This is a genomic window from Lysinibacillus sp. FSL K6-0075 (assembly GCF_038592945.1).
In the GTDB taxonomy this organism is placed as follows: Bacteria; Bacillota; Bacilli; order Bacillales_A; family Planococcaceae; genus Lysinibacillus; species Lysinibacillus fusiformis_F.
Window position 1 is genome coordinate 2,121,628 of the sequence record NZ_CP151947.1, and the last position, 18,709, is coordinate 2,140,336.

The window sequence follows — 18,709 nt, forward strand, 5'->3', positions numbered from 1 at the left end:
TTGTTATTCTTTTCCAAATCATTGAAAGGGAATGTATAGGTATACCTAGTTATTGTTGTATAGAAGGATGATATTTCTTGATAAAGTCTTGATAATAGATAGATAGAAAATTGATTTACCTTGGCTATAATTCTTACAAGAATAAGAAGGAGGAGATAAAAATGTCTGTTCTTAGCGTGAGAGGACTCTCTAAGATATATGGTCAAGGTCAAAGTCAAGTAAAGGCATTAAATCATATTGAATTAGAAATTGAAAAAGGCGAATTTGTCGCAATAATGGGGACAAGTGGTTCTGGAAAATCGACCCTTTTAAATATGATATCTGGGCTAGATACTTATGATCAAGGAGAAGTTCTGATAAGTGGTGAAAATATAAAGGGGTATTCAGACCACGAATTGACTCGTTTACGTAGAGAAAAAATAGGATTTATTTTTCAATTATTTAATTTAATTCCTGTATTGTCCGTTATAGAGAATGTTACCCTCCCAGCAATGCTAACTATAAAGAATAAGAAAGAATTAGAAGAAAAAGCGATTGACTTGTTGCATTTGGTTGGTCTAGGTTCTTTTATACAATCTAAACCTACTGTATTATCTGGCGGTCAACAACAAAGAGTAGCGATAGTGAGAGCACTTATAAATGACCCGGAATTAATTCTAGCAGATGAACCTACTGGTAGCCTTGATTCGAAAACCTCTAAAGCCATGATGAGTATTCTACGTAACTTCTGTGAGGAATTGGGACATACGTTAATTGTAGTAACACATGATGCAAATGTAGCTGCTTATGCTAATAGAGTTATTTTCATGCATGATGGTAAAATCTGCGATACGTTAAATTTAAAAAACTCAAGCTTGAAGGATAATGAAGTAGTTAGGATCATTGCCTCTAAGATTGAGGAACTAAGCTTATGAGATTATTTATTAAAGCAGCTATTAAATCATTATTCAACCATAAGGCCAGAAACGCATTCTTAGTTTTAGGTATTTCGCTAGGCGTTGCTCTAATTGTAATTGTGCAAATATTATTAGCTAGTTTACAAGAATCAAATGAACAGACAATCAAAGATTTACATGGCGATTTTGACCTAGTAGTTGGCTATCAAGATAGTCATAAGTCACTTAATAAATCAGAGATTGATATGATAGAGACGATAGAAGGAGTGGAGAAAATAAGTCCCTTCCTATACCCATACTTAAACAAAGAAGAAGAGTATGATATGTGGAGCGAACCAACTTACATTGGTTTTAACGATGATGAGCTGGCTTATGAATATCCATTTGTATCAATAAAATCTGGTAATTTCCCTAAAGCAGAAGAAGCTTTAATTTCTCCCGCATACGCTAAATTAAATAATTTGCAAATTGGCTCCACGATAGAAATGAATTTTCCACCACAAGGGAAAAGAGAGGTTACGGTATCGGGAATTAGTGAAGAGCATGAAGGCTTAACGAATATGGTCATTCTCGACTTTCATTGGCTTCAAGAAGTTACTTTAAACGATGGAATAACAACCGCATTGATTATTAAGTTAAATGATATTGAAAAGAAATCGGATGTTGTTCAAGAATTGAGAGAGCTTAACCATGATTTTTTTATTGATAATCGATTAAAGATTGATAATGAACGTAATAATATGGGAGGGCTTGGACCATTTGTTAAAGGGCTTAATATTGCCATTTACCTAATAAGCGCATTGATACTTATTAGCACAATGAGTATGTCCATTCAAGAAAAACAAAAGGAACTTGCAACGCTACGCCTATTAGGTTTTGAGAAAAAACACATTATGTTTTTAGTTTTAATTGAAACGATGATAGTAGGATCAGTTTCTTTAGCAGTGGGAATCCTTCTTGGTATTCTAATTCCTCTTCTTACATTTGATGTATTTTTAGGACTAATGAATATTCCAAATGCCGGTATTGTACTACCCTACCATGATGTATTATTTAGTTTGGGGATTTTTACAGTAGTCATTTTTTTATCTTCACTCATTCCTGGCTATATAGGAAGTCTTTCTCCACCAATTGTTGTTTATAGAGGTGTGAAAACCACTCAAGGTATTACTAAAAGGTATTTCATGATTAGTTTGTTGTATGCAGTATTTATAATTATATTATTTGCTCTTAATCAATGGCATTGGCAATCAAGGTCTATATATGTTATTAACGCAGTTTCGTTTATAGCGTTAATATTTGTTACGATCCCTCTAATGTTTGTGTTATTTGAGAAAGGAATAAGTCTGTTAAATCGAAAATTAAAGGTTAGAGCAGAAGGCTTATTAGCTACGAAAAATTTATTAAGGCAATTAGGCAGAAATGTGCAAATCTCTATTATTTTCACTTTAGGGGTTATTATCTCTATTATAGGAATGGTGGTATTAACAAGTGTCAAAGCGAACACAACTGAAACAATAATGGATACTTACCCAAACGATTTAAAATTAGTGTCTGTGGGATCAGAAATAGAAGAGGGATTTCCATTTTCATTCTATGACCTTGTCAGTGAGAGCCCTAATATAGAGGCGCATTTTTACACAAATGTAAAGCTGTTTGATACGATGAATCTCCCTTCAAAAGAAGGCGAAGTGATACTAGCTCTTAGTGGGACTGATTTACAATACAGCTTAGATAAAAATGAAGTTAAGATAAAGGATGGTATTCATCTAGAGGAAGAATTGAGTCCTAACGGCGTTATGATAACAGAGTCTACTTCAAAGAAATTAGGATATCATTTAGGCGATGTAATAGAGGCTGATATGTCTGAAAATATGGATGAAGTGGATAAGAAAGAATTTATTGTAGAAGGTATTATAACCAATTCAGAGCATATGAGTGACGACTACAAAGTATTCACTACTAAAAAAAATATGGAAGATATGTTTCAGATTCATACTCTTCATAGCGTAGAGATGAATATAACATCAGATATAGATAAACAAGAAACAATGGAAGAAGTTCAATCACTGATCCAACAACCGCAGTATGCTAATACTATTTTATATAATAGGGCAGAAGAATTGAATGACCTAGAAGAACAATTGTTGCAGCGCTTTTTCATTTTATTTCTAGCAGTAGGATTAATTATTATGTTTACCATCATCGGGTTAATGAATAGTATAGCCAGTAGTATTAAGGAAAGAATCCAAGAATTAAGTATGCTACGTGTACTTGGTTATACGAAGAAAAGATTATTTGCGTTATTATTGCTTGAAGGAGCCCTTTTAACGGGAACAGTTGGAATATTTGCAGTAGGTTTATCCATGATTTCCACATACTGTTTGCTTCAAAGTTTAAATGCTACAACATTTCGGTTAATGCCCTCACTACTGGGAGGTATAATTGTTCTTTCTCCATTAGTAGGTGTGGCGGCAGTTTTATTTCCTACTCTGTGGGCAACCAGGCAAGATCTAATGAAGGGATTACGCTAGAAAGTATAGCTTTTAAATATTTTTTATACCAGTCTAAATTCAAGAAAAATAAGAAAAGTGGAGGATGACTATACCTCCACTTACTTGGACTTGATGATTCCATCAGCAACACTCTCCATAATAATAAGGTCTCACCATTTCATTCTGCTATCAACATGGTTCAATCGTACACATGGTTTATACTTAAACGGAGTTTGGAATTTAGTTCTAATCTGTCAGGATTGTAAAAGAGGAGAAGTTAATGGGAAGTTTGCTTGACTACCTGAAAACCAACTTTTACAACGATTGTATAAGCATAATGAGTATCTAATCGAAAGTAATCATCTGCTAAAAGAAATGATAATTATGCGAACAAGAATAATCCGCAACAAAGAGCAAATTAACGACATGGGCACGGTTCCTATATTTAGGTAGGTGACATCAAACCTGTTGTACTCACATGAATTGAAGTTATTTACGAAACTACATGATTAATATTATTGTGATGGTAAATATGTCCCCTAAGAAAATAGGAAACCAAAGGGACTAAAATATTTTTGTTGGAGTAAAACTGCTATTCAGCTTTTGTTATTTTGTGTGAAGGTAATGAACCTATAAACGTATCATAAATTTTGATATTTATAGCACTTTCAATATTAACAGTAAGTGACCACATTCTAACAGGTGAAGTAACATCATCTGTTAGAACGCCAAATTACATTCATCGATATGTTGAAAGTAGAATTGTTAGTTATTGTGGAAATTTAAAATTAATCTTACGTTCTTTTTTATCCCAAATAAGGTGGGCATTAAAAGTTTTTTCGCCTTTTTTAAATCCTTTTATCAAGTCTGTTTCACCAGTTGCCAAGAGTTTTTTCATATTCGATTGTGAAATAGTTTTTCTTAAAAGTTTCTTTGAAACCGAGAATTTACAATTAGCTGTTTTATAATTTGAACACCCATAAAAAGTGCCATGATCTATGATTGACCCTTCGCAAAGGATACATTTTCCAACAACTGTTTTTTCTTTTTTATATTTTTTGTTATACGGATTATTTGCAGTGATTTTATCGACTACATTTTGATTAAATGCCCATTCCTTTTCACGCTTGTTAGCATCTGAAATCAATTTGTCAGCAAGCTTTTTTATTTGTTCCATAAATGCTTTAGGAGAAGCGTTGCCGTCACCTATTTCAGATAGTCGTTGCTCCCATTTGGCTGTCATGGAAGGGGACGTTAAGATACTTTCACCCAGTGCCTCAATTAGTAACATACCTTTAGTCGTTGCAAAGACTTGGTTTTTATTAACTTCGATATAGTTTCGATCTTTTAATGTACCAATAATTCCAGCGCGTGTAGCTTCAGTACCTAATCCTTCCGTTTTCGATAAGACCTTTTCTAATTCTACATCTTCCAAATGTTTACCAGCTGTTTTCATTACGGTAATCAAATTACCTTCAGAATAACGATTTGGTGGTTGGGTTTCACCTTTCTTTACGTTCGCTTTCGCAACGATACCTTGTTCATTTTCATGTAATGGGGGGAGCAGTTCATCTTTGTCTGTAGGTGAGTTATCTTTAGAATGATAAATAACCTTACGCCAACCTTCTTCCATTAGCACTTTGCCCTTAGAGATAAATTCTGCACGTTTATCGACAAGGGAATGAATCGTTGTGTAAGAAAATATGGCATTGTTGTAATGTGCTGCAATGACTTGTCTTGCAACTAAATCATAAATCTTTTCTTCTTCTGTACTTAGCTTTGCTACGTCTGGTATTTGCTCTGTAATAATAATTGCATGGTGATCGGTTACTTTTTTGTCATTCACATATCTTTTATTATTCATAATTGTACTTGTCGGTGGCGGAAGAAGACCTTTATATTTATTAATTTTACTTAAATGCTCTAGTATCTTTGGTAGTGTTTTTGCTTCTTCATTCGTTAAAAATTGTGAATCAGATCTTGGATAGGAAACTACGCCCTTTAAATAAAGTTTTTGCAAAATATCCAGTGTATTTTGTGGTGAGAATTTATAGGCCTTGTTTGCTGTAGCTTGTAATGCGGATAAGTTGAATAACAATGGAGGAGCGTATTCCTTTGTTTCTCTTTTAATACTATTAATTTCTACATTTTTATTGATACAGAAATTAGCAATCGCAATAGCTTGTCGTTCCTCTTGAACCCTTGAAATGTTATCTTTATGCCATTTTGCTTTTAACATTTTTCCATCAAAATTAAACTCTGTTTCCACTTCCCAAAATGGTTCTGATTTAAAATTCGCAATTTCATGTTCTCTCTTTACTATTAGTGCAAGTGTAGGTGTTTGTACACGACCAATTGAAAATACATCTTTCACGCCATTTCGTTTGAGGAGTACCGTGTATAATCTGGATGTGTTGATGCCAATTAGCCAGTCTGCACATGAACGACTTAGTGCTTCAAAATATATATCGCGTGTTTTCTCTTCTGGTAGTAAATTTGCAAAACCGTTTTTTACAGCGTTTTCTGTTAAAGATGATATCCATAGACGTTTCATCGGTTTATGAACACCGCATACTCTTAAAATGGTGCGGATAATCAATTCACCTTCACGCCCAGCATCACCACCAATAATAATTTCTTGAATGTCTGGTCTTTTTACTAAACTTTTAATCACATTAAATTGTTTATACTTTGACTTAGTCACTTTATATTCAAATCGATCTGGAATAATCGGTAATGTTTCTAATGTCCATTTTTTCCATGTAGGATTATATTCTTCAGGGGCTTTCAGTTCACATAGATGTCCAATCGCCCATGTTATTAGTGCTCCACCTGGAAAGTATGTGTTTGGCTTCACTTCAAAATAACCAGATTTTTTTGTAAAAGAAAAGGGGGCAGCTAATTTTGCAGCTTGGTCTGGTTTTTCTGCAATTACTATTTTCATATACTCTTCTCCTATTAATAATAATTACAACTTCTTGTATTATAATTATAAATGAAATTTCAATATTACGGTTATTTTAATATTGTGTCCATCTTTTACTAGAAAATCTAGTTATGTTGACTAATAATCTAGGCTTTCATACATTTTATTAGGTCCAAAATAATTAAGTCCATTTTTATGTAGATACCGTACCGATTCACAGCTTGTTACACATTAGGAAAAAAACTAACGGAAAAAAACATTCATGATTTATGTAAGAGTGGGAAAACAGCTGTGATGAAAGGGTTTAAATCAAAGAATGGCAAACAATTTAATGCGGCACTTCGTTTGGTAGAAGGAAAGATTGAATTTGAGTTTAATGAAAAGTAAAAGCGGATATTTTAGCTGGGAGTATCGTTTTTGAAGGCTATCTCCATTCAAAGGACTTCCAACATGCTATTCTATTTTTATGCGATAGTTAGCTATTTAAGCGAATAAATCACCTGAAATTACAAAAGGAGTAATGTGATGACGACTATTAAAGAAATTGGAAGCTTATGTATTACGGATAGTGATGGATACATTATAAATCATGCAGATTGGCATAAAATCAGCCCTATTTTTCTGCCTGTCATCAACGATGTGGTTCATACGTATCGCACCCTTCTTCAAGATGACCTACATAGCATATACATAAGGGGATCGATTCCAAAAGGTATAGGTATTGAAGGAGTAGCTGACTTAGACACAATAGCGATTACCAAGCAAAACCCTAATAAACAGCAGTTGAAGCGGATAAAAGAAGTAGAACAAGCATTAACTCAGCACCATCCTTGTGTAGATGGGATTGAGCTAAGTGTATTCTGCAAAGAAGCGATTTTCAATACGGCATCTTTTTCAATCATTAGTTTCATCCTCCAAACCCATAGTATATGTGTGTTTGGAGAGGATGTAATACCTCAATTACCAAGATATAAAGCGAACGAAGCTTTAGCGAATGACCACCTTATTCATTTACAGGGGCAAATTAAAAATGCCTGTGATGACCTTCAAGATAATTCGGATCGTGAGGATATAAAGGATTGTTGCAAGTGGATTATGAAAATTATAGTAAGAGCAGGACTTGCACTTGTCATAACGAAGGAAAACGCCTATACAAGGGATTTATACCCCGCTTATAAACGGTTTTCGAAATATTTCCCTGACAAGGAAAGCGACATGAGAAGGGCACTTGAATATGCGATAACACCCACAACAGATACAAACATATTGTTATTGTTTTTAAATGAATTTGGTGCGTGGATGGTTAGTGAAGCTGATAAATGGTTACAATTCTATAACCCTACTAGAGAATTAAACATGAAAATCGTATAACTTCCGAGACAAATGGAAAAAGGTAATCACATATGCGTCGTGATTACCTTTTGTTGTTAAATGAAAATTTGGTGTTCTGCTTTATCTTTCAAAAGGGTTGTCAATATAAGGGCCTTTAATGGTAATACGCATTAACTGGGTCGCCATGAATTTTGGTGTATAGGGCATATCATTTTCTAGCCACCAGACAATTACTTCAAGAAAGGCAGCGGCATAAAAACGGACGGCCATTTCGCGGGGCACGGTCAGCTTTTGATCGTCAGGCTCCATACTTTGAATGCCGCTTGAGATAAAATTGATAATAATGTCTTTAAGGCCATCAGAGAAGTAAGGGATATTTTTTTCCGTGAGATACACCTTGTATAGCTTATTATTCAGCGCTATTTGTTCAAATAAATGCATAAATGTCTCGTGAGGTTGGTCATAATTCTTTAATAAATCAAAGTCCTTCTTCTCTTCAAAGGTAGGATGGATACTACTTACAAGCTCATGTAAGGTTTCTTCTGAGCTTTGATAAAGAAGGTCTAGTTTATCACGGTAATGTAAATAAAAAGTGGCACGGTTTAATGTAGCCCGTTGTGTAATATCTTGTACCGTAATTTTTTCATAGCCTTGTTCATCAATTAATTCCACGAGTGCATCTCTTAATAACTGGCGCGTTCTGATGACGCGAGGGTCCATTTTTTTCGACATTTTTAAGCTCCTTGTATTAAATTTTCTATTTTAACAACAGATCGATGGCGAGTGTTGTGAAAGCGTCATAATGGGCTTCTATGTTGTTTGCCCTTTTCCAATAGCGAGTTATAATTATATTAACGACACGGTGTCGATAATACAACTAGTTGTTAACGTGTTCACGAATTGTTCATTTATATAGAAGGAAGGAAGTTTTATAATGGGTCGTTTAAATGGGAAAGTAGCAATTATTACAGGAGCAGCAATGGGAATGGGTGCTTCGGAAGCAAAACTATTTGCACAAGAAGGAGCAAAGGTGATTGCAACAGATGTACAAATCGAGCCATTGAATAATTTAGTAAAAGAAATTAAAGAAAATGGTGGAGACATTATTGGTCTTCAACATAATGTTACTTCTGAGGATGAGTGGAAAGCGGTGATTGCGGAGGCTGTAAAGGCATATGGCAAAGTGGATATTCTTGTCAACAATGCAGGTGTTTCATCACCAAAAACGATTGCCAACATGGAAATGACTGAATGGAATAAAATCATGGACATTAACCTGAATGGCTGTATCATTGGCATGAAATATGTGATTCCTGAAATGCAAAAAGCTGGCGGCGGTTCAATTATCAATATTTCTTCCATCGGTGGGATTGTAGGAATGGCTGGTACAAGCCCTTATACAGCAGCAAAAGGTGCGCTTCGTGTCCTTTCTAAATCGGCTGCGATTGAATATGGCAAAGATAAAATTCGCGTGAATTCTGTTCACCCAGGCATTATCGTAACACCAATGACAGCGCCTACGATGGAAGAGGGCGGTGCATTGCCATACTATCAAGCTTACACACAACTACCGTACTTCGGTGAACCTGAAGATGTAGCATATGGCGTAGTTTTCCTCGCATCAGACGAATCTCGCTTCATGACAGGCGCAGAGCTCGTAATCGATGGCGGCTGGACAGCCATTTAATCGAATAGTAACAACAAAACTAGGCTTCACTCGACGTGAGCCTAGTTTTTTATATGGATGAGGGTGAATACCCGCGAATCGAGTGAAGATACACGCGGTAGAGACGTGAATACCCGCGAATCGAGTGAAGATACACGCGGTAGAGAAGTGAATACCCGCGAATCGAAGGGAAATACACGCGGTAGAGAGGCGAATACCCGCGATTGACCGTTAAATCCTCGATAACGAGCGAGAAACCTCATAAATAAAAGAAAAATCCCTGCTGAAGGAATCCTTGATACATACAAAATAGCACAGACATAGTGGATATTTGTGCATATCATAAATGGAGTAAGCGTTTTCTTCATTATATAGAAGAAAGTCAAAAACAGAAAATTTCACGATTATGTGAACGTCACGAAAAAAAATTCACAAAAACCTTAACTATTTCATGTGAAATCCGTATAATAAATCAAACAGTAAGAAAATTGTCCATATTTCTCGATAAATTGCGTGAATTTTTTAAATTGTATTGACGTAGGAAACGATAATTTGTACACTGTGTACAGTCAATTGTTTTGTGGAGGAATACAATTAATTTGAAAAAGTTAGGATTTGATAGATATGATCGTGTGTAAATTTGGTGGAACATCTGTAGCAAGTGCAGAACAAATACAAAAAGTAGCAAACATTGTAAAATCTAATCCGGCACGTAAGATTGTTGCCGTTTCAGCACCAGGGAAACGTTCTGGTGACGATATAAAAGTAACAGACCTATTAATACAATTAGCAAATGCAGCGTTACAACAAGAGAATACAGAGGAAAAATTGCAAACTGTTGTGGATCGTTTTAGAGCGATTGCAGATGGTTTGGGGCTTGATGATGCCATTTGTGACGTGATCGCAGAAGATTTACGTGAACGTGTACAAGGTGACAAAACAAATGTGGAATTATTCATCGATAGTATTAAAGCAGCAGGTGAAGATAATAACGCCAAGCTTATTGCCGCTTACTTTAATGCCATTGGTATGCCCGCACGCTATGTCAGTCCTAAAGAAGGTTTAGTGGTCAATGATTTACCAGAAAGAACCTTTGCATTACCTGAAGCGTATGCTAATTTAGCCCCTTTAAAAGACACAAAAGAAATTATTGTGTTCCCAGGGTTCTTCGGTTACACTAAAGCGGGCGTATTGCGAACATTTGACCGCGGTGGCTCTGATATTACAGGCTCCATTTTAGCAGCAGCCGTTGAAGCGGAGCTTTATGAAAACTTTACGGATGTGGATTGTGTGTTCTCTGCGAATCCGAAGGTTGTCAATGATCCAGTGGAAATTAAAGAAATTACGTATCGCGAAATGCGCGAATTATCATATGCAGGCTTTTCAGTGTTCCATGATGAAGCGTTAATGCCTGTCTACAAGATTGGGGTGCCCGTTAACATAAAAAATACAAATAATCCAACAGCCCCAGGTACACGTATTGTACCAAGCCGTCCTGCAACAGGTCGTCCAGTTACAGGTATTTCGGCAGACAGTGGCTTTTCAACTTTATATGTCTCTAAATATTTGATGAATCGTGAGGTAGGCTTTGGACGTAAGCTCCTCCAAATTTTAGAAGATGAGAATATATCTTATGAACACACACCATCTGGTTTAGACGATATTTCTGTCATCATGCGTTCGAATCAACTAACTCCAGAAAATGAAGCACGCATTATTAGTCGTGTGAAAGAAGAGCTACATGCAGAGTATGTAGAAATGCGTCACGGTTTTTCTATGATCGTGATTGTGGGCGAAGGGATGCGTCATAACACAGGATTAGCTGCCCGTGCTGCCACAGCGATTTCAAAAACTGGCGCAAATATAGAAATGATCAATCAAGGTTCTTCTGAAGTGAGCCTCGTGTTTGGGGTCCTTCAGGATTATGAAAACCGCATTTTACAAGCGTTATATGAAGAGTTTTTTGCCCATGCAAAAGCATAATGACACAATCATCACTAATCCAAGTGTTTCTTGCTTGGATTAGTGTTTTCTTTTTGCTGAGAATACGGTAAAATCGAGGGCGTACATAGTTGGGAGGGTTTTTCGTGAAGAATTTAACAATTGGTATGCTTTTTTCAATTATCGGGATACTTTTTGTCTGTTTAACGATTATGGATATTTTACCATCATCGACAAAAACAATGAAAATTGTTTACATAGGCATTGGATGGGTCTTTATTATTATCGGCTCCGTGATCCGCTTTAAGAATCTCAAACAAAAACAGCAATAACACTTTGAAAATGGAATTGTGACAATAGCCAAAGTTATGATACAATTTCAAAGAAAATAAATAATTTGAGTATTATGAAGTTGTTATTCTGTACAAATGTTCAGAAGGTTCAAATTTTAATAAAGAATCGACAGTACAAATTCTTCTTTGTAAGAATTTGTTTTTTTATGTTCCGTGACAACTTTATCGCGAGGAGGCGATTGATTGCCTATACTTACTAAGGATTGCATTCATATTTTTGACGATTATGTTGCCCTTCAAACGGCTTCACCCATGAAGGTTGTATCCTCAGCCATGCATAACCCAGGCTTTGGTCATTATACGCATCTCATGAATCGAACGGTGCCCATTACCTATGATGAACGACAACCACATCAGGAATTACAGCGATTTTTGCAGGCACAGCACTTTCCACATGACAATACAGTGGCCATGATGACGGCTGTCCAAGCCAAGTTTGCGACCATTCGTGACTTTACATATGAGGGAATCCACCTTGTCATTATGATTACCGCAGGGCTTGGCAATGCGGTGGATATTACCCGTGCTTTTCATCGGGAGGAGCAGTACCATGCAGGTACCATCAATACATGGGTGCTGATCAATGGCAAGCTGTCTGATGAAGCACTATTTCAGGCGATGATTTCAACAACGGAAGCTAAGGTGAAGGCGTTAGTGGATGAAGGTATTACAGACCCAACGACAGGCACGCAAGCTACAGGTACATCTACCGATAGTTTGCTCATTGCCTCGACAGAAAAAGGGGACTACCATCAATATGCAGGCCCCATCACCATGCTTGGCAAGGTCATTGGCTATGGCGTTTATGAAACGATGTGTGAGGCGGTTAGAAAATATAAAAAAGATAAAGAGGAGCGGTCTAAATGATAGCTATCGTGATCGCCTGTATCATAGGGCTTATTTTTGATTTAGTAGTAGGGGACCCTCCGAAGCTTCCTCACCCTGTACGCTGGATTGGACACTTGATTCAATCGCAAACAGCTTTATGGAATAAGGGCAAATGGCGCAAACTACGCGGAACGGTGATGGCACTTGCTGTTGTTGGCACGACCATGTTTGTGGTGACACTGATTTTACTGCTAAGCTATCAGGTGAGTATTATTTTTGGCATCCTAGTAGAGGGGCTTCTGATTGGCATTGGACTGGCACAGCGTAGCTTGAAGGAGGCGGCGATGGCTGTCTATGAGCCCCTTGTCAAAGGAGATTTTGCCGAAGCCCGTGTTAAGCTGTCATGGATTGTCGGACGTGATACAGACAAACTGGGTGAGGACGAAATTGTGCGTGGCGTGGTAGAAACGGTTTCTGAGAATACAAGTGATGGGGTGACAGCTCCACTCTTTTATGCCTTTTTATTTGGAGCCATTGGTTTATGGGGCTATAAGGCTGTTAATACATTGGATTCGATGGTTGGCTATAAAAATGAGCAATACAAAGACTTTGGTATGTTTTCAGCCAAGCTGGATGATGTACTGAATTTTATTCCAAGTCGTATCACAGGCTTACTGATCGTGCTGGGTACGAAAAATGAAACAGATCGTTCGCTTGGCAAGCGCTTAAAGCGTTGGGCACAGGACGCCAAGAAGCATCCAAGTCCAAACAGTGGCTATTTAGAGGCAGCGACGGCTGTGCAGCTTGGTGTACAGCTAGGTGGGAAAAATACGTATAAGGGGGTTGTCTCTCATCGAGCGATTATGGGCGAAAAATTAGTTCCATTAACGAAGGAGCATATTGCAACGTCCATTATTCATATGCGTATTGCCACAGTCCTCTTTACGCTTGTCATGCTAGCAGTGGAGGTGTTAATTTATGCGGTTACCTAATCACGGAGCAAATCCGCACAATGTTTATCAGCAATTAGGCTTAACGATGCCTGAGGTGGTGTATGATTTCAGCGAAAATGTCAATGCGGCAGGGCCACCATCCTTTGTGGAGGCACGTTGGCGCACATTTTATCCGCTGATTCAACGCTATCCCGATCCAGATGGGGAGCCTTTTTTAACGAAGGTCGCTGCTTTTCATCAAGTAGCGAAGAATACGATTTTACTAGGCAATGGGGCTTCCGAGCTTTTTAGTGTGCTAGCAAGACGCTATGCCAATAAGCGTGTCATCATTGTGCATCCGACTTTTTCAGAATATGAGCGAACATTGTGTGCTGCAGGTGCTACTATCGTGCCCATTGTCGTGACGGATTTTATCGATTACACATTGCCATTAGAGCAGCTAAAACAGGAAATGGTGAAGGCAGACGCTGTTTATCTTTGTACACCTAATAATCCGACTGGTGTCCTGCCGAAAAAGGAAGATTTACTTGCCTTAATAGCACACGGGGCAGCTGTTCACTGTGAGCTTGTTATCGATGAAGCCTTTATGGATTGGGTAGATGAGGCACATTCGCTGATTCAGTTTAGTACACAAAACCCGCATGTTATTGTCGTTCGTTCGATGACTAAAATGTATGCGATTCCAGGTTTACGACTTGGCTATTTGGTCGCACATGCTTCTATAGTGAGCGCCTTAAAGGACATGCTGCCACATTGGAATTTAAACGCCTTTGCCCTTGTCATTGGGGCAAGCTGTTTAGATGAACAGCGCTATTGTCAGCAAGCAATTAGCTATGCGACAGCGCAAAGAGAATGGCTGCATCGTTATTTACAAGAAAACGGCTGCCAAGTAACCAACAGTGTCACGAATTATGTGTGCTTCTCATTACCAAAAACACAGCAAGCGGACGCCTTTTTCACCTACTGCTTAGCACAGGGTGTTGTCCTGCGTCATACGAAAAATTTTCAAGGTTTACAGGGTGAATGGTTCCGTATTGGTATAAAAGATATGGCGGCCATGACCTCTTTACATAATTGTCTACAAGCTTGGTTTAATGCAAATAAGGGGAGAGAAAAGTGACAACTTTTTATCTAGTAAGACATGGGGAAACACAATGGAATCAGGAGCATCGACTACAGGGATGGCTGGACTCTCCATTAACGGAAAATGGTAGAGCAGCGGCTGAAAAACTTCACAAGCAACTGCAACAGATTCCTTTTACCGCTGCTTATTGTAGTTCAAGTGGTCGTGCAAGAGAGACGATGGACATTTTGACGACTGATCGCAAGCTCCCTATTGCCTATGAAGATGATTTACGGGAGATCTATTTAGGGAAATGGCAGGGGCAGACAATCGAGGACATACTGGCGACACATAAGCTTGATTATGAGCTATATACGAACTACCCTGCACAGTTTGTGGCAAGCCATACAGAAAGCTTTGGAGCTGTGACAGAACGAGCGATGTTTACATTAAAAAAAATAGCAGCGCAACATCAGAATGAAACAATTCTCATTGTCTCCCACGCCGTAACGATTAAATGCATCATCAACGCTATTTTACAGCGCAGCATCAGTGAGCTGTGGGCGGCCCCATACATTTATGGGACAAGTGTCACCGTGATTGAACGGCTAGGTCAAGAATGGCTTGTGAAGGATATTGGCAATTTACATCATTTACAATAGGAGGTGTCCCACATGCCACTCATTTTTATTACAGGTGGTGTTCGAAGTGGTAAATCCCATTTTGCTGAGCAAACAGCGCTTCAGCATTACGAGGCGCAGTCGAGTACAGCGAAACGCTTGCTCTATTTGGCTTCTGGCATTGCCTTAGATAGTGAAATGGAAAAAAGAATCTTACGTCATCAGGCAGATCGCCAGGTACAGCCTATTCAATGGCTGACAGTGGAGGCTCCCTATGCGATTTCTGACGTATTTGAGACACTCCAGCATGGAGATGTGGTGCTGTGGGATTGCGTTACAACTTGGCTGACCAATGCTTTTTACGAAGGCTATGACAAGGGGACACCCTGTTTACAGCAACCTGGTTGTTTAGCTAATAAGCTGCAGGTCGTCAAGCAGGCTATCCAGTCACTACTGAAGAAGGACGTGACTTTTTTTGTTGTATCCAATGAACTGTTTGATGAGCCACCTTATACTAGTGATGAGGTAGAATTATATCGACGAACGCTCGGACAATTCCATCAATGGTTCGTTGCAATGGCACAGGAGGCCTATGAAATGAACTACGGCATTGTGAAGAGATGGAAATAATCAAGAAGGAAGGCAAGACGATGAAAAATTTTTGGCATAGCCTCCTACTGGCATTTCAATTTTTTACGGTTTTGCCAGTACATAAAGAGCTACCATTAACAAGATCCACCATCACAGGCATGTTCGCTTGCTTACCATGGGTAGGCGCTTTGATGGGGACGACGGTGGCAGCCGTGCTCTATAGTCTTATGCAGTGGACAGCAAGCAGTGAAGTCATGCTAGCTTTTATTGTGATAGGGCTATTTGCCTTATGGACAGGTGGTTTGCATTTGGATGGCTTTATTGATATGGGCGATGCTTATTTTTCCTATCGAGACCGAGAGAAACGATTGGAGATTTTAGATGACCCTCGTGTGGGGGCGTTCGGGGTATTGTCTGTGGTGTTTTTATTAATGGGGAAATTTGTTATTCTCCATGAGCTTTTTGTGCAGCAGAAGTTCGCCTTGTGGATGGTGCTATTCGTTCCTTTTTTAACAAGGGTCGGCATGAGCTTTTATTTCATGTCACTCCATTGCTCTAAGGAAAAAGGTCTTGCCTATTTTTTTAAGTCTCATATAAACGCTAATCCATTGAAAGTTATCATGCTGTTATCGCTTGTATTGGCGATGGGGGTTGGTTTCACCTTCACCCAGTTCTCTTTGCTGCCCCTTGTATTAGTTATCGTTTTAGCCATTGCGCTTTTTATTTTTCGACAATTTACGTTGCGCAATTTTGGCGGGGTATCAGGCGATTTACTGGGTGCATCAATTGAAGGGATGGAGGTTGTGCTATGGGTGACATTGTTACTGTGTGCTTAATGCGGCATGCGCCTACAAAAGAAAATCTTGAAAAACGCTATCTTGGGTGGACGGACGCACCATTAGCTGATCCAACGAAGCTTGCTGTGGTAGATACTAATGTCAAAAAGGTATATGGCAGTGACCTACAACGCTGTCGACAAACGGCAGCTCATTATTTTCCCAATGCTAGCTATCAGGCGGAGGCACGCCTTCGGGAGACGAATTTTGGTGCTTTCGAAGGAAAAACCTATGAGGAATTAAAAATGAATGCTCAATATCGGGCATGGGTAGATGATCCAAACCACACGCCCCCACCACAAGGCGAGGCATTTGATGACTTTGTGGCACGTGTTGTAGATGGATTTCACTATCTACCGAAAAATGAGGATAGCTATTATTTAGTGGTTCATGGCGGAGTCATTCGTGCCTTACTTGTTGCGTTCGCGCCAACAGAACAGCCCTTTTGGTCCTATCAGGTGCCACATGACAAACAATTTGTTTTAACATTTACTAAAAAGGCTTGGGAGGAGGGAGCACGATGCATGTCTTTATCGGAGGTGCCTATAACGGCAAAACCGACTATGTGAGGCGCTTGTATGAACAGCAACAGGTGGTCATGATGGATGGCGAACTACCTGAGGTGGCACCAGCCTGTGATGTCCTTGTCCTGAAGAACTTAGAAAAATGGCTTGTGACACAAAACTTGGAGGAAGATGAACAAATCGTACAAAAGGTGCTAGTCACATTACAAGAGCTTGAACAGCATTGTACACTCGCACTTATTGTGACGGATATGGGGCGTGGGGTTGTGCCAATGGAAAAACAAGCCCGACAGCTACGAGATACATGTGGTCGTCTATACCAAGCTTTGTTCAAGGAAGCAGAGCAGGTTGTACGGATTTGGTATGGAATGGCTGAGCAATTAAAATAAAGTAGAATTCAACCGAAAAGAGGGAATGGTATGGAACGACAAAAATTAAGGAAATGGATTTTGACGGCCATGGTAGCGGCCATCTGTGCAGTGGGAGCAATGATTAAGGTACCAACGTTTATTTCAACGGCTGCCCTAGATTCGGCTCCTGCTTTTTTAGGGGTTGTCTTTCTATCCCCAATCTTAGCAGGGGTTGCTGGATTGATCGGCCATTTTATTACGGCATTAACGTCTGGATTCCCCCTAGGACCTTTACATATTATTATTGCGGTAGAAATGTTGATTGTCGTATGGGTCTTCGGGGTGATGCATAAAAAAGGCATGCACTTTTGGAAATGGCCAGTTGCCTTAGTATTAAACGGTATTGTAGCGCCACTACCATTTTATTTTATGATTAGTCCAGCATTTTTCTGGGGTGCTTTAGGGAGTATTTTAATGGCAACGGTGATCAATTTAATCATTGTTGCGGTAGTAATGCCTGTCCTATCAAAGGTTTTTGTGCGCAAGGCAGGTCGCGTACAGTGAGAAATGCGATGAAAGTAGGGGCATTCATTGCGACCATGGATAATGCCGCAGCCATTGGCCAAAAACCACAAGATGTTGTGTCGGCACCAGACCAATTAACAGCCTACATGACAGCCCGTGTAACGTTTTTAGAACAGCTTGCTGCACAGGCACTACCTATTCAAGTTCTACTTGCGAATTTTTCTGGAGATGCCGCATGGTCATGCTATGAAAAAGGCATTCAGCAAGTGTTTGCAGAGGCAGGTCTTACCTGTCCAGCCATTGCAGGGAGTTCGGAATCCAATATGCCCACACTGCAGTCAGGCTTAGCTGTTACGATGCTTGGAGAAATCCAGCAGCGTCGAGCATTTGACCATGAACAGCTTAGCTGGTACACCTATGGCCTGCCGCTTGTTGGCGAAGAAGTGTTGGCACAGCCTGAGGATGTGGCACAGCTGCTGCCGATTTTCCAGGCATGGCAGGCAGAAATTGTTCAGCAAGTATGGCCTGTCGGATCAAAGGGGCTACAAGGAGAATTTGCTCGTCTGTTTGGAGAGCAACGAGTTGAAAGCTCCCTCGATGGTACAAAATCAGCAGGACCCTGTACGGTCATTTTGCTAGGCATCGATCCTGCTCATGAGCAACAGGCGCAAACAATCTTCCTGCGAAACTTTGAGAAACTACACATTTCTGTAAAGTGATAAGGCTTGTTTTGAGCAAATGAGCCTTTCTTGGACCATGGCCAGATAATCCGTAGCAAGGGTTATTTTAAGTCGATAGTATTCTTGCTCT

The 18,709-nt window shown here is 39.1% G+C and carries 19 protein-coding genes; 17 read left to right on the forward strand and 2 right to left on the reverse strand.

Features of this window, described 5'->3' with window-relative positions:
- Nucleotides 1-161: 161 nt before the first annotated feature.
- The gene (locus MHB65_RS10255) at nucleotides 162-914 is read left to right on the forward strand and encodes an ABC transporter ATP-binding protein (RefSeq protein WP_342443366.1); all 753 of its coding nucleotides are present in this window, start codon (nucleotides 162-164) and stop codon (nucleotides 912-914) included.
- Nucleotides 911-3,430: an FtsX-like permease family protein gene (locus MHB65_RS10260; protein ID WP_342443367.1), complete on the forward strand. Its 2,520-nt coding sequence runs from the start codon at nucleotides 911-913 to the stop codon at nucleotides 3,428-3,430. The genes MHB65_RS10255 and MHB65_RS10260 overlap by 4 nt, the downstream gene beginning before the upstream one ends.
- A 730-nt stretch (nucleotides 3,431-4,160) precedes the next feature.
- Here MHB65_RS10260 and MHB65_RS10265 read toward each other — a convergent pair.
- Nucleotides 4,161-6,335: a DNA topoisomerase III gene (locus tag MHB65_RS10265; protein WP_342443368.1), complete on the reverse strand. Its 2,175-nt coding sequence runs from the start codon at nucleotides 6,333-6,335 to the stop codon at nucleotides 4,161-4,163.
- Between the two features lie 183 nt (nucleotides 6,336-6,518).
- Between MHB65_RS10265 and MHB65_RS10270 the strand changes: the two genes are divergently transcribed.
- Together MHB65_RS10270 and MHB65_RS10275 are read left to right on the forward strand one after the other, a co-directional pair.
- Nucleotides 6,519-6,704: a topoisomerase C-terminal repeat-containing protein gene (locus MHB65_RS10270; protein WP_342443722.1), complete on the forward strand. Its 186-nt coding sequence runs from the start codon at nucleotides 6,519-6,521 to the stop codon at nucleotides 6,702-6,704.
- Between the two features lie 138 nt (nucleotides 6,705-6,842).
- A complete protein-coding gene (locus MHB65_RS10275) occupies nucleotides 6,843-7,688 on the forward strand; it encodes a nucleotidyltransferase (protein ID WP_342443369.1) in 846 nt (281 codons plus the stop codon).
- An 81-nt stretch (nucleotides 7,689-7,769) separates the two neighbouring features.
- Here the strand turns inward: MHB65_RS10275 and MHB65_RS10280 are convergent, their stop codons facing one another.
- Nucleotides 7,770-8,381, reverse strand: coding sequence for a TetR/AcrR family transcriptional regulator (locus MHB65_RS10280; RefSeq protein ID WP_342443370.1), 612 nt, complete (start codon nucleotides 8,379-8,381; stop codon nucleotides 7,770-7,772).
- 202 nt (nucleotides 8,382-8,583) lie between these two features.
- Between MHB65_RS10280 and MHB65_RS10285 the strand changes: the two genes are divergently transcribed.
- The 13 genes from MHB65_RS10285 to MHB65_RS10345 all read left to right on the forward strand — a co-directional run bounded on the left by MHB65_RS10285 (nucleotide 8,584) and on the right by MHB65_RS10345 (nucleotide 18,618).
- Complete coding sequence (locus MHB65_RS10285; protein ID WP_205447431.1) at nucleotides 8,584-9,336, forward strand: glucose 1-dehydrogenase; 753 nt, start codon at nucleotides 8,584-8,586, stop codon at nucleotides 9,334-9,336.
- A gap of 603 nt (nucleotides 9,337-9,939) precedes the next feature.
- Nucleotides 9,940-11,298, forward strand: coding sequence for an aspartate kinase (locus tag MHB65_RS10290; protein WP_342443371.1), 1,359 nt, complete (start codon nucleotides 9,940-9,942; stop codon nucleotides 11,296-11,298).
- A gap of 104 nt (nucleotides 11,299-11,402) precedes the next feature.
- Complete coding sequence (locus MHB65_RS10295; RefSeq protein ID WP_016994978.1) at nucleotides 11,403-11,588, forward strand: hypothetical protein; 186 nt, start codon at nucleotides 11,403-11,405, stop codon at nucleotides 11,586-11,588.
- A gap of 204 nt (nucleotides 11,589-11,792) precedes the next feature.
- Nucleotides 11,793-12,476: an adenosylcobinamide amidohydrolase gene (locus tag MHB65_RS10300; RefSeq protein ID WP_342443372.1), complete on the forward strand. Its 684-nt coding sequence runs from the start codon at nucleotides 11,793-11,795 to the stop codon at nucleotides 12,474-12,476.
- Nucleotides 12,473-13,429, forward strand: coding sequence for an adenosylcobinamide-phosphate synthase CbiB (cbiB, locus tag MHB65_RS10305; protein WP_342443373.1), 957 nt, complete (start codon nucleotides 12,473-12,475; stop codon nucleotides 13,427-13,429). Before MHB65_RS10300 ends, cbiB begins: the two co-directional genes overlap by 4 nt.
- On the forward strand, nucleotides 13,416-14,510 hold the full coding sequence (locus MHB65_RS10310) for a threonine-phosphate decarboxylase (RefSeq protein ID WP_342443374.1): 1,095 nt from the start codon (nucleotides 13,416-13,418) through the stop codon (nucleotides 14,508-14,510). Before cbiB ends, MHB65_RS10310 begins: the two co-directional genes overlap by 14 nt.
- A complete protein-coding gene (locus MHB65_RS10315; RefSeq protein WP_342443375.1) occupies nucleotides 14,507-15,115 on the forward strand; it encodes a histidine phosphatase family protein in 609 nt (202 codons plus the stop codon). Before MHB65_RS10310 ends, MHB65_RS10315 begins: the two co-directional genes overlap by 4 nt.
- A 12-nt stretch (nucleotides 15,116-15,127) precedes the next feature.
- Nucleotides 15,128-15,703 carry a bifunctional adenosylcobinamide kinase/adenosylcobinamide-phosphate guanylyltransferase gene (locus MHB65_RS10320; protein WP_342443376.1) on the forward strand — a complete coding sequence of 192 codons (576 nt, stop codon included), beginning with the start codon at nucleotides 15,128-15,130 and terminating at the stop codon, nucleotides 15,701-15,703.
- Between the two features lie 20 nt (nucleotides 15,704-15,723).
- Nucleotides 15,724-16,500, forward strand: coding sequence for an adenosylcobinamide-GDP ribazoletransferase (cobS, locus tag MHB65_RS10325; RefSeq protein WP_342443377.1), 777 nt, complete (start codon nucleotides 15,724-15,726; stop codon nucleotides 16,498-16,500).
- Nucleotides 16,473-17,069: a histidine phosphatase family protein gene (locus MHB65_RS10330; protein WP_205443021.1), complete on the forward strand. Its 597-nt coding sequence runs from the start codon at nucleotides 16,473-16,475 to the stop codon at nucleotides 17,067-17,069. Before cobS ends, MHB65_RS10330 begins: the two co-directional genes overlap by 28 nt.
- On the forward strand, nucleotides 17,021-17,413 hold the full coding sequence (locus tag MHB65_RS10335) for a bifunctional adenosylcobinamide kinase/adenosylcobinamide-phosphate guanylyltransferase (RefSeq protein WP_342443378.1): 393 nt from the start codon (nucleotides 17,021-17,023) through the stop codon (nucleotides 17,411-17,413). Before MHB65_RS10330 ends, MHB65_RS10335 begins: the two co-directional genes overlap by 49 nt.
- 30 nt (nucleotides 17,414-17,443) lie before the next feature.
- A complete protein-coding gene (locus MHB65_RS10340; protein ID WP_342443379.1) occupies nucleotides 17,444-17,938 on the forward strand; it encodes an ECF transporter S component in 495 nt (164 codons plus the stop codon).
- On the forward strand, nucleotides 17,935-18,618 hold the full coding sequence (locus tag MHB65_RS10345) for a hypothetical protein (protein WP_342443380.1): 684 nt from the start codon (nucleotides 17,935-17,937) through the stop codon (nucleotides 18,616-18,618). The genes MHB65_RS10340 and MHB65_RS10345 overlap by 4 nt, the downstream gene beginning before the upstream one ends.
- Nucleotides 18,619-18,709: the final 91 nt, after the last annotated feature.